Raw genomic sequence first — 11,586 nt, 5'->3', positions numbered from 1 at the left:
CGTCAGCCGCGCAGCAGCAGCCACTCCTGCAGTTCGACCAGATTGCCCTCCGGGTCCTTGAGGTGCGCCACCCGCATCCGGTCGGTCAGGAGGGCCGGGCCGTGCAGCAGGGTCGCGCCCCGGGCCGTGATCTCCGCGCAGTAGGCGTCGAGGTCGTCCACGCGCAGGACGACGAGGGACCGGTGGCCCGCGGCCGCGTCGTCCAGCTCGGCGAGGATCTCGGCCATCGCCGCGCGGTCCTGCAGCGCGATCCCGGCGGACCCGGCGTGCGGGCTGAACTTCTCGTACGGTCCGCCCGTCGCACCGGACTGCGGGGTCAGGCCGAGGGTCTCGGCGTAGAAGCGGTAGCAGGTGGCGAAGTCGGAGACGAAGAGGCGGACTTGGGCGAGTTCCACGGTGTCCCCCAGGCGGGTCAGGACCAGCGGCCGGAGCGGCCCAGCAGCAGGGCCGCGGCGGCGGTGCCGGCGGTGGATGTGCGCAGTACGGTGGGCCCGAGGACATAGGGCTCGGCACCCGCCTCGGCGAAGAGCGCCAGCTCCTCGGGCGAGACACCGCCCTCGGGGCCGACGACCAGCACGATCTCACCCGCGGCGGGCAGTTCGGCGGTGGCCAGCGGCGCGTCGCCGCTCTCGTGCAGCACGGCGGCGAAGTCGGCCCCGGCGAGCAGCGCGCCCACCTGCTTGGTCGTCGCCGCGTCCGCGACCTCGGGGAAGCGGACCCGGCGGGACTGCTTGCCCGCCTCGCGGGCGGTGGCCCGCCACTTGCCGAGGGCCTTCAGCCCGCGGTCGCCCTTCCACTGGGTGATGCAGCGGGACGCCTGCCAGGGCACGATCGCGTCGACACCGACCTCGGTCATGGTCTCGACGGCGAGCTCGCCCCGGTCGCCCTTGGGCAGGGCCTGTACGACGGTGATCCGGGGGGCGGCCGGCGGCTCGTCACGCACCGGTCCCAGCTCCACGACCAGCCGGTCCTTGCCCTCTGCGGCCTTGACGACCCCCTCGGCCCAGCGTCCGCGCCCGTCGGTGAGGACCACGTCCTCGCCCGCCCGCAGCCGCTTCACGGACACGGCGTGCCGGCCCTCGGGGCCGTCCAGCACGAACTCGGGGCCGGCCCCGTCGAGCCGGTCCACGACGAAGACGGGAGCGGTCATCGCTGCTCGCCCCCGGGCCGCGGCCGGTCCGGCCACGCCGACAACGCTGTCCGGGCCTCGGCGAGTTCGGCCGCCAGCACCTCGACCAGCTGTCCGGCCGGCAGCTCCCGGGCCATCCGGTGGCCCTGTCCCGCCCACAGCGACATGCCCTGCGCGTCCCCGGCCTTGGTCGCGGCCTTGCGCAGCGGGGCGGTGAGGTGGTTGACCTCCGGGTAGGCGGCCGGTGCGTACGGCCCGTGCTCGCGCAGGAAGCGGTTGACCAGCCCGCGGGCCGGGCGGCCGCTGAAGGCGCGGGTCAGCTCGGTCCGCGCGAACAGGGGATTGGTCAGCGCCTGCTTGTGCAGGGCGTGCGCGCCGGACTCGTGGGCGGCGACGAACGCGGTGCCCAGCTGGGCCGCGCTCGCGCCCGCCGCGAGGACGGCGGCGATCTGGCCGCCGCGCATGATGCCGCCCGCCGCCACGATCGGGATGCGCACGGCCTCCCGGACCTGCGCGACCAGCGCGAGCAGCCCGAGGCCGGAGCCGTCGTTCTCCGGCAGGTCCCGGTGGGTGCCCTGGTGCCCGCCGGCCTCCACGCCCTGGGCGATCACCGCGTCCGCGCCGGCCCGCTCCACCGCGCGGGCCTCCTCCGCGGTGGTGGCGGTGACCAGGGTGAAGGTCCCGGCCCTGCGCAGCTTGTCGAACACCTCCCGGCTCGGCACACCGAAGTGGAAGGAGACCACCGGCACCGGGTTGTCGAGCAGCACGGCGAGCTTGGCGTCGTAGCCGTCGTCCCGGCCGCCGTCCGGGTCGCCCAGTTCGGTCTCGTACCAGGCGGCCTCGCCGGCCAGCTGGTGCGCGTACACCTCGACGGCACCCGACTCGGCGTGCTCGGGCTGCGGCATGAACACGTTCACGCCGAAGGGACGGTTCGTGAGCCCGCGTAGCTGCTTGATCTCCTGGTACATGCCGTCGGCGGTCTTGTACCCGGCGGCGAGGAACCCGAGGCCGCCCGCCTCGGAGACGGCGGCGGCGAGCTGCGGGACGGCGACGCCGCCCGCCATGGGGGCCTGCACGATCGGGAGGGGGAAGAGATCGGTCAGCGCGGAGGACATGACCGCATGTTGTCACGTCCTCCGTACAAGTCCGAATCCGGGCTTCCCCCGGCACCGGACCACGGCGTACGGGGTGCCGGAGCACCCCGCAGCCATGGCCCGACAGCGGTCCGGGGCATCGCCCGGCCGGTGTCAGCGGCCGTTGAAGGCGTCCTTCAGCCGGGAGAACAGGCCCTGCTGGCCGGGCTGGAACTGCCCCTGCGGGCGCTCCTCGCCGCGCAGCTTGGCCAGCTCGCGCAGCAGCCGCTCCTGCTCGGGGTCCAGCTTGGTCGGGGTGGTGACCTCGACGTGCACGATCAGGTCGCCCCGGCCGCCGCCGCGCAGATGGGTCACGCCCCGGCCGTGCAGCGGGATCGACTGGCCGGACTGGGTGCCGGGCCGGATGTCGACCTCCTCCATGCCGTCCAGCGTCTCCAGCGGCACCTTGGTGCCGAGGGACGCGGCCGTCATCGGGATGGTGACCGTGCAGTGCAGGTCGTCGCCGCGCCGCTGGAAGGTGGAGTGCGGCAGCTCGTGGATCTCGACGTACAGATCGCCGGCCGGGCCGCCGCCGGGGCCGACCTCGCCCTCGCCGGCGAGCTGGATCCGGGTGCCGTTGTCGACACCGGCCGGGATCTTCACCGTGAGCGTGCGCCGCGAGCGGACGCGGCCGTCGCCGGCGCACTCCGGGCACGGGGTCGGCACGACCGTGCCGAAGCCCTGGCACTGGGGGCAGGGCCGCGAGGTCATGACCTGGCCCAGGAAGGACCGGGTGACCTGGGAGACCTCACCGCGGCCGCGGCACATGTCACAGGTCTGGGCGGAGGTGCCCGGGGCCGCGCCCTCGCCGCTGCAGGTGTTGCAGACGACGGCGGTGTCGACCTGGATGTCCTTGGTCGTCCCGAAGGCCGCCTCGTCCAGCTCGACCTCGATCCGGATCATCGCGTCCTGGCCGCGCCGGGTGCGCGAGCGCGGGCCGCGCTGCGACGCCGTGCCGAAGAACGCGTCCATGATGTCGGAGAAGTTGCCGAAACCGCCGGCCCCGAAGCCGCCCGCGCCGGCGCCGCCGGACTGGGAGAGCGGGTCGCCGCCGAGGTCGTAGACCTGCTTCTTCTGCGGGTCCGACAGCACCTCGTAAGCGGCGTTGATCTCCTTGAACCGCTCCTGGGTCTTCGGATCCGGGTTGACGTCCGGGTGCAGCTCGCGAGCGAGCCGACGGAACGCCTTCTTGATCTCATCCTGCGACGCGTCGCGGCGCACGCCGAGAACGGCGTAGTAGTCCGTGGCCACTTACGACTCCGCCAGGATCTGTCCGACGTACCGTGCCACTGCGCGTACCGCTCCCATCGTTCCCGGGTAGTCCATGCGGGTCGGTCCGACCACGCCGAGCTTGGCAACCGCCTCGCCGCCCGAACCGTAGCCCACCGACACGACGGAGGTTGAGTTGAGTCCCTCGTGGGCGTTCTCGTGGCCGATGCGCACGGTCACGCCGGGATCCTTCGCCTCGCCGAGGAGCTTGAGGAGCACGACGTGCTCCTCGAGGGCCTCCAGGACGGGCCGGATCGTGAGGGGGAAGTCGTGCCCGAAGCGGGTGAGATTGGCCGTACCGCCGATCATCAACCGCTCCTCGTTCTCCTCGACGAGTGTCTCCAGGAGGGTGGAGAGCACCGTGGAGACCGTACCGCGGTCCTCGATCTCGAAGGCGTCCGGCAGGTCCTCGACCAGCCTCGGCACATCCGTGAACCGACGGCCCGCGACCCGGCTGTTCAGCCGCGCCCGCAGATCCGCCAGCGAGGCCTCGCCGAACGGCGCGGGACAGTCGACCATCCGCTGCTCGACCCGGCCGGTGTCCGTGATCAGCACGAGCATCACGCGCGCCGGGGCGAGCGAGAGCAGCTCCACGTGCCGGACCGTGGACCGGGTCAGCGAGGGGTACTGCACGACGGCGACCTGGCGGGTGAGCTGCGCGAGCAGCCGGACGGTCCGCGCCACGACGTCGTCGAGGTCGACGGAGCCGTCCAGGAAGTTCTGGATCGCCCGCCGCTCCGGCGCCGTCATCGGCTTCACGCCCGCCAGCTTGTCCACGAACAGGCGGTAGCCCTTGTCGGTGGGGATGCGCCCGGCACTGGTGTGCGGCTGCGCGATGAACCCCTCGTCCTCCAGGGCCGCCATGTCGTTGCGGACGGTCGCCGGGGAGACGCCGAGGTTGTGCCGCTCGGTGAGCGCCTTGGAACCGACCGGCTCCTCGGTGCCCACATAGTCCTGGACGATGGCGCGCAGCACCTGAAGCCTGCGTTCACTCAGCATCCGCGCGCACCTCCAGCACGTCGTCCTCGCCCCTCACGGGTCGTCCGCCTCGTCTGCCTGGCACTCTTCGCATGCGAGTGCCAGTACTCCCCGGCCCAGTGTACGGCCGTCGGGTGCACCCTGGGCAAGGTCGGGCCGCCGTACCGGCTCGTACCGCTAGCGTCGCCGGTATGACGGTGACTTGGGAAGAGCTGGGCTGGGAACGGCTGTCCTCCGGGGTGGGGAGGTGCCGGCTGCCCGGCTGGGACTGCACCGCGGGCCTGGTGCTCGGGGCGGGGACGGCGCTCGTGGTGGACGCCGGGTCGAGCCTGGCCGAGGGGGCGCGGCTGCGCGCGCAGGCGCAGGAGCTCTCCGGCGGCCGTGTGACCCATCTCGCGCTGACCCACCCCCACTTCGACCATGTCCTCGGGGCGCCCGCGTTCGCCGGCGCCCAGGTGTACGGGGCGGTGGGCCTGGACGCGGTGCTGGCCTACGAGCGCGAGGAACTGCGGCTCGACGCGCTCCGGCACGGGCTGCCGCCCGAGGCCGCCGAGGAGGCCACGGACGCCCTGGTCCCGCCCGGCCACCTGGTCTCCGGCGAGTGGACCCTCGACCTCGGCGGGGGCCGGCAGGTGCTGCTGGCCAACGTGGGCCCCGGCCACACCGCCTACGACCTCGCCGTCCTCGTCCCCGGCTCGCCCGGCTCCCCCGAGGTGGTCTTCTGCGGCGACCTGGTGGAGGAGTCCGGCCGGCCCCAGGCGGGCCCGGACGCGCTGCCGTCCCGCTGGCCGGACGCCCTGGACCGGCTGCTCGCGCTCGGCGGCGAGGACGCGCTGTACGTACCCGGTCACGGAGCGGTGGTGGACGCCGCCTTCGTACGCCGCCAGCGGGACGCCCTGGCGGCACGGTTCGACGTGAGCTGAATCGCCACGACGAGTGACGTACGGCGTGTCGTGCACACCGCCGGGCGGCTTCTCCTATCGTCATCCGAATGCGCCAGTACGCCGCCGACCTGACCCCGCCCTGGAAGAAGCCGAAGCCCGCGCCGGAGGTGCCGGCCGAGCCGGGCCTGGTGGTGGAGGAGCCCGGCACCGGCTTCTGCGGCGCGGTGATCCGCTGCGAGGCGGGCACGGTGACCCTGGAGGACCGCTTCGGCAAGCACCGGGTGTTCCCGCTGGAGCCGCGCGGCTTCCTGCTGGAGGGGCGGGTGGTGACGCTGGTGCGGCCCTCGTCGGCTCCGGCACGCCCCGCCCGCACCGCCTCCGGCTCGGTCGCCGTGCCCGGCGCCCGCGCGCGCGTGGCCCGCGCCGGCCGGATCTACGTCGAGGGCCGGCACGACGCCGAGCTGGTCGAGAAGGTGTGGGGCGACGACCTGCGCGTCGAGGGCGTGGTCGTGGAGTACCTGGAGGGCGTGGACGACCTGCCGTCGGTCGTCGCCGAGTTCGCGCCGGGCCCGGACGCGCGCCTCGGCGTGCTCGTGGACCATCTGCTGCCGGGCACCAAGGAGTGGCGCATCGCACAGTCGGTGACCAGCGAGCACGCGCTGGTCGTCGGGCACCCGTACATCGACGTCTGGCAGGCGGTGAAGCCGTCGGCACTGGGCATCGACGCCTGGCCGGACGTGCCGCGCGGACAGGACTGGAAGACGGGCGTGTGCCGGGCGCTGGGGTGGCCGGCGGAGAACACCGGGGCGGTGTGGCAGGCGATCCTGCGCCGGGTCGGGTCCTACAAGGACCTGGAGCCCGAGCTGCTGGGGCGGGTGGAGGAGCTGATCGACTTCGTCACGGCCGGCGCCCCGGCGTGACACCGGCGCGGCGGCCGGACGCGGCGGGCCGCGGCGGTCACCCGCCGCGGTGATCAGTCCACCAGGTCCCGCACCACCGCGTCCGCCAGCAGCCGCCCCCGCAGCGTCAGCACGGCCCGCCCCGCCTCGTACGGGCCGGTCTCCAGCAGGCCCTGAGCCAGCGCCCGCCGGGACGCCGCGAGCCCGTCCTCCCTCAGCAGCGCCAGCGGTACGCCCTCGCGCAGCCGCAGCTCCAGCAGGATCCGCTCCACCCGCCGGTCCTCGTCCGGCAGCAGCTCCCGGCCCGCGCCCGGTGAGCGGCCGGCGGCGAGGGCCGCCGCGTACGCCCCCGGGTGCTTGACGTTCCACCAGCGCACCCCGCCCACATGGCTGTGCGCGCCGGGGCCCGCGCCCCACCAGTCGGCGCCGCGCCAGTACAGCTCGTTGTGCAGGCAGCGCGCGGCCCGGGAGGTCGCCCAGTTGGACACCTCGTACCAGTCGAAGCCCGCCCGGCTCAGCATCTCCTCGGCGATCAGGTACCGGTCGGCGTGCACGTCGTCGTCGGTCATCGGGACCTCGCCCCGGCGGATCCGGCGGGCCAGCTGGGTGCCCTCCTCGACGATCAGGGCGTAGGCGCTGACGTGGTCCGGGCCCGCTCCGAGCGCCGCTTCGAGGGAGGCCCGCCAGTCGTCGTCGGACTCGCCGGGGGTGCCGTAGATCAGGTCCAGGTTCACGTGCTCGAAGCCCGCGGCCCGCGCCTCGGCCACGCACGCCTCGGGGCGGCCGGGCGTGTGGGTGCGGTCGAGGACCTTCAGCACATGCTGTCTCGCGCTCTGCATGCCGAAGGAGATCCGGTTGAAGCCGCCCTCGCGCAGGGCGGTGAGGTAGGCGGGGCCGACCGACTCCGGGTTCGCCTCGGTGGTGATCTCCGCGTCCGGGGCGAGCCCGAACTCGTCCCGGATCACGGCGAGCATCCGCACCAGGTCGTCGGCGGCCAGCAGCGTCGGCGTGCCGCCGCCGACGAAGACCGTGCGGACCTCCCGCGGGTCGTCGCCCAGCACCTTGCGCGCCAGCCGGATCTCGTCCGCCAGCGTGTCCGCGTAGTTGTCCCGGGAGGCGAGCACGCCGCCGGAACCGCGCAGCTCGGTCGCGGTGTAGGTGTTGAAGTCGCAGTAGCCGCAGCGGGTCGCGCAGTACGGGACGTGCAGGTAGAAACCGAGCGGGCGGCCCGCGGCCCCGGCGAGCGCGTGCGCGGGCAGCGCGCCGTCGGCGGGGACGGGCTCGCCGTCGGGGAGTGCGGAAGGCATGCCTTCCATTGTCCAGCACCGCGGGGGTTACTCCGCCTGGAGCACCAGCAGCGCCAGATCGTCCTCGGGCAGGCCGCCGCCGAAGTCGTGGACGAGGCGGCGGATCCTTTCCGCGATCAGCTCGGCGCCGAGCCCGGCGCAGCCGGACAGGGCGCGGGCGAGACCGTCGCCGTCGTCGAACTGACGGGAGCCGGAGCGCCGCTCGGTCACCCCGTCGGTGACGCACAGCAGGCTGTCGCCGGGCCACAGCTCCAGGGTCTCGCTGGTGTACGTCTCGTCCTCCACGACGCCGAGGAGGGTCTGCGGACGGGCGGCGGTGCGCACGGTGCCGTCGGGGCTGAGGACGAGCGGCAGCGGATGGCCGGCGGAGGCGAGGGTGCAGCGGACCCCGCCGTCGTGCGGTGTCAGCTCGCCGTACAGGAGGGAGAGGAACCGGGTCTGCGGGCCGTCCCCGGAGGCCAGCGGCCGGCCGCCGGCGGTGACCAGGGCGCGGGCGGCGGCGTCGGCGGCCTCGGTGGCGTCGTCCAGGAGGAGCTGGTTGAGGCGGTCGAGGACATCGGCGACCCGGTAGCCCTCGCGGGCCAGGAGGCGCAGCCAGGGGCGGGCCAGACCGATCACCACGGCCGCCTCCGGGCCCTTGCCCTGGACGTCGCCGACGGCGAAGCACCAGCGGCCGTCGCCCGCCGGGAACACGTCGTAGAAGTCACCGCTGGGGCCGCCCTTGTCGCAGGGCTCGTAGACCAGTGCGCTGCGCATGCCGGGGATCTCGGCGACCGCGCCGGGCAGCAGGCCGCGCTGCAGGACGGCGCTGATGGTGGCCTGGCGGGCGTACTGGCGGGCCGCGCCGATGGCCAGGGCGACCCGCCGGCCGAGGTCCTCCACCAGGCCGGTGATCTCGTCCGGGAAGCCCGCGGCGCCGCACCGGCCGGTGACCAGTGTGCCGAGCGGCCGGCCGCCCGCGATCAGCCGGTACGACAGCGCCGTCCCGTCGGCGCCCTGCGGGCCGAGCGCGTGGCCGGGCCAGGGATAGGGCTCGGGTCCTGAGCGCAGCCCGTCGGGCGGGCACGGCGGTTCCTTCTCCAGGGCGCAGCGCAGTTCCTCGATACGGGCCTCGCTGGCGTGCCAGACCCGGGCGGGTCCGCCGCCGGCACCGCCGCGCACGGACGCCTCGTCCTCCAGCCAGATCGCGCACCAGTCGGCGAGCCGGGGCACGATCAGCTGGCCGGTGAGCGCGGCGACCAGGTTCTCGTCCAGCTGTCCGGCGAGCAGGTCGGAGGCCTCGGCGAGGAAGGACAGGGCGCCCCGGCCGAGCCAGTCCCGGTCGCCCTCGGCGCGCTGCGGCTGCGGGGCGAGGTCCTCGGCGACCTCCAGCGCGGGATCGGCGGCGGGGCCGTCCAGGGCCTCGCTGCCGCCCGGGGGCAGCCGGGCCCATACGGTCTTGGCGCCGGTGCGGTAGGTGACGCCCCAGGACTCGGCGAGCGTGGCGACGAGGCGCAGGCCGCGCCCGTACTCGGGGGTGTCGTACGGCCCCTCGCCGCCCAGCGCGTCGCGCGGGGCCCGGGAGGGGTGCTGGTCGCGGACCTCGATCACGAGCGCGCCGGTCTCCTCAAGGCGCCACTCGATCTGCACCTCGGTGCCGGCGTGCACGACGGCGTTGGTGACCAGCTCGCTCAGTACGGCCATGGCGTCGTCGGCCAGCCGTGCGCAGACCCCGGGCGCCGTGTCCAGTGCGGCACGCACCAGCGCGCGGGCCGAGCCCGGGGCGAGGGGGCTTCCGGGCAGCGTGGCCCGGCCCCCCGCCCCACCGGGCCGGGGCTCGCTCTCCCGCTGCGTCGGTATGGCCGCCATGTCCATACCGTCAGAGTGACAGACCGGGGGCGCGCAGAAGCGGTCAGTCACGGAAGCGGACAGAAGACGGAAACTTTCGAGCGCTGGTGGGCATCAAGCGCTGGTGAGCATCAAAGGGGCGCCAGGAACCGCACGAGAAACCACGGACCGCCCGCGGCCGGCCCGCGGCTCCCGCGCCCCGCTGGAAGGCTCTAGGACTCCCTGGCCCCGGCGTACATCTCGTCGATGAGGTGCTTGTACTCCCGCTCCACCACCGGCCGCTTCAGCTTCAGGCTCGGCGTGATCTCCCCGTGCTCCACATCGAGGTCCCGCGGCAGCAGCCGGAACTTCTTGATGGTCTGCCAGCGCTGGAGCCCCTCGTTGAGCTGCCGCACATAGCCGTCGACCATCTCGACCGTCTGCGGGGCGGCCACGATCTCCGCGTACGACTTGCCCTCCAGGCCGTTGTCCTTGGCCCAGCCCTCGATCGCGAGTTCGTCCAGGGCGATGAGAGCGGTGCAGTAGTTCCGGTCGGCGCCGTGCACGAGGATGTTGGAGACGTACGGGCACACCGCCTTGAACTGGCCCTCGACCTCGGCCGGCGCGACGTACTTGCCGCCGGAGGTCTTGATGAGGTCCTTCTTGCGGTCGGTGATGCGCAGATAGCCGTCGGGCGACAGCTCGCCGATGTCCCCGGTGTGGAACCAGCCGTCCGACTCCAGCACCTCGGCGGTCTTCTCGGGCTGCTGGTGGTAGCCCTCCATGACGCCGGGGCCGCGCAGCAGGATCTCGCCGTCGTCGGCGATGCGCACCTCGGTGCCGGGCAGCGGCTTGCCGACCGTGCCGGTGCGGTACGCCTCGCCCGGGTTGACGAAGGAGGCGGCGGAGGTCTCGGTGAGGCCGTAGCCCTCCAGGATGTGGATGCCGGCGCCGGCGAAGAAGTAGCCGATCTCCGGAGCGAGCGCGGAGGCGCCGGAGACACAGGCGCGCAGCCGGCCGCCGAAGGCCTCGCGGAGCTTGCCGTAGACGAGGGTGTCGGCGACCTTGTGCCGAGCGGCCAGGCCGAGGGGGGCCGAGGCGGTGCCGGTGCGGCGGAAGTTGTCCTGGGTGACCTTGGCGTACTCGCGGGCGACCTCGGCGGCCCACTGGAAGATCTTGTACTTGGCCGCGCCGCCCTCCCGGGCCTTGGCCGCGACGCCGTTGTAGACCTTCTCGAAGATGCGCGGCACGGCCGCCATGTACGTCGGCCGCACCACCGGAAGATTCTCGATGATCTTGTCGACGCGGCCGTCGACGGCGGTGACGTGCCCGACCTCGATCTGCCCGGAGGTCAGCACCTTGCCGAAGACATGCGCGAGCGGCAGCCACAGGTACTGCACGTCCTCGGTGCTGATCAGCCCGGTCCCGGCGATCGCCTTGGCCATGTACGACCAGTTGTCGTGCGGCAGGCGCACGCCCTTGGGGCGGCCGGTGGTGCCGGAGGTGTAGATGAGGGTGGCGAGCTGTTCCCTGGTGATCGCGCCGACCCGCTCCTTGATGAGCTGGGGGTGCTTCTCCAGATAGGCGGCGCCGCTGCGCTCCAGCTCGGCGAGGGTGGTCACCCACTCGCCCGGCTCGACACCGGCCGGGTCGATCACCACGACCTTGGTCAGCTCGGGCAGCTCGGGGCGCTTCTCCACGGCCTTGGCCAGCTGGGCCGCGTCCTCCGCGATCAGCACCCGGCTCTCGGAGTCGGACAGGATGAACGCGGACTCGTCGGCGTTGGTCTGCGGATACACGGTGGTGGTGGCACCGCCGGCGCACATGATGCCGAGGTCGGCGAGGATCCACTCGACGCGCGTGGAGGAGGCGAGCGCCACCCGCTGCTCGGGCCGGACACCCAGTTCGATGAGTCCGGCCGCGATCGCGTACACCCGGTCCGCCGCCTGCGCCCAGCTGAGCGACTTCCAGTCGTCGGGGCCCTGCCCGTCGGCCGGCGGGACCGGGTAGCGGTAGGCCTCGGCGTCCGGTGTGGCCGCCACGCGCTCCAGGAAGAGGGCCGCCACGGACGGCGGACGGTTCTCGATCAGGTTCTGTGTGTCGCTCACGACATCCTCCGGGGGCCCGCGACGGTGCGGCTGACTCGGTGCGGCTGGGTTAACTCACGGGGTGGTTTCGGGC

At 73.7% G+C, this 11,586-nt stretch carries 10 protein-coding genes; 2 read left to right on the top strand and 8 right to left on the bottom strand.

All coding sequences use genetic code 11. The annotated features are described in order from the left end of the window. Positions 1-2: 2 nt before the first annotated feature. The 5 genes from ACF073_RS13200 to hrcA all read right to left on the bottom strand — a co-directional run bounded on the left by ACF073_RS13200 (position 3) and on the right by hrcA (position 4,530). On the bottom strand, positions 3-395 hold the full coding sequence (locus tag ACF073_RS13200) for a VOC family protein (RefSeq protein ID WP_392069313.1): 393 nt from the start codon (positions 393-395) through the stop codon (positions 3-5). A 17-nt stretch (positions 396-412) separates the two neighbouring features. Next, positions 413-1,150: a 16S rRNA (uracil(1498)-N(3))-methyltransferase gene (locus tag ACF073_RS13195; protein WP_392069311.1), complete on the bottom strand. Its 738-nt coding sequence runs from the start codon at positions 1,148-1,150 to the stop codon at positions 413-415. Further along, the gene (locus ACF073_RS13190; RefSeq protein WP_392069309.1) at positions 1,147-2,244 is read right to left on the bottom strand and encodes a nitronate monooxygenase; all 1,098 of its coding nucleotides are present in this window, start codon (positions 2,242-2,244) and stop codon (positions 1,147-1,149) included. The genes ACF073_RS13195 and ACF073_RS13190 overlap by 4 nt, the downstream gene beginning before the upstream one ends. 132 nt (positions 2,245-2,376) lie before the next feature. Continuing rightward, complete coding sequence (gene dnaJ / locus ACF073_RS13185) at positions 2,377-3,513, bottom strand: molecular chaperone DnaJ (RefSeq protein WP_392069307.1); 1,137 nt, start codon at positions 3,511-3,513, stop codon at positions 2,377-2,379. Beyond that, entirely contained in the window at positions 3,514-4,530 is a 1,017-nt protein-coding gene (hrcA, locus tag ACF073_RS13180; protein WP_392069305.1) for a heat-inducible transcriptional repressor HrcA, read from the bottom strand. 170 nt (positions 4,531-4,700) lie between these two features. Here hrcA and ACF073_RS13175 point away from each other — a divergent pair, with 170 nt between their 5' ends. Further along, positions 4,701-5,432 (top strand): MBL fold metallo-hydrolase, encoded by a 732-nt coding sequence (locus ACF073_RS13175; protein ID WP_392069304.1) that lies wholly within the window; start codon positions 4,701-4,703, stop codon positions 5,430-5,432. 68 nt (positions 5,433-5,500) lie between these two features. Then, the gene (locus ACF073_RS13170) at positions 5,501-6,313 is read left to right on the top strand and encodes a DUF3097 domain-containing protein (RefSeq protein WP_392069302.1); all 813 of its coding nucleotides are present in this window, start codon (positions 5,501-5,503) and stop codon (positions 6,311-6,313) included. Between the two features lie 53 nt (positions 6,314-6,366). Here the strand turns inward: ACF073_RS13170 and hemW are convergent, their stop codons facing one another. From hemW to ACF073_RS13155, 3 genes are all read right to left on the bottom strand, one after another. Further along, on the bottom strand, positions 6,367-7,599 hold the full coding sequence (hemW, locus tag ACF073_RS13165) for a radical SAM family heme chaperone HemW (RefSeq protein WP_392069300.1): 1,233 nt from the start codon (positions 7,597-7,599) through the stop codon (positions 6,367-6,369). A gap of 27 nt (positions 7,600-7,626) precedes the next feature. Continuing rightward, entirely contained in the window at positions 7,627-9,447 is a 1,821-nt protein-coding gene (locus tag ACF073_RS13160; RefSeq protein ID WP_392069299.1) for a SpoIIE family protein phosphatase, read from the bottom strand. Positions 9,448-9,638: 191 nt separating this feature from the next. Beyond that, positions 9,639-11,513 (bottom strand): AMP-dependent synthetase/ligase, encoded by a 1,875-nt coding sequence (locus ACF073_RS13155; protein ID WP_392069297.1) that lies wholly within the window; start codon positions 11,511-11,513, stop codon positions 9,639-9,641. Positions 11,514-11,586 lie beyond the last annotated feature (73 nt).

The sequence above is a fragment of the Streptomyces sp. NPDC015171 genome, from assembly GCF_043079545.1.
Classification (GTDB): Bacteria; Actinomycetota; Actinomycetes; order Streptomycetales; family Streptomycetaceae; genus Streptomyces.
The sequence above is the reverse complement of the archived record's forward strand: the minus strand, read 5'-3'. Positions and strand labels throughout refer to the sequence as shown.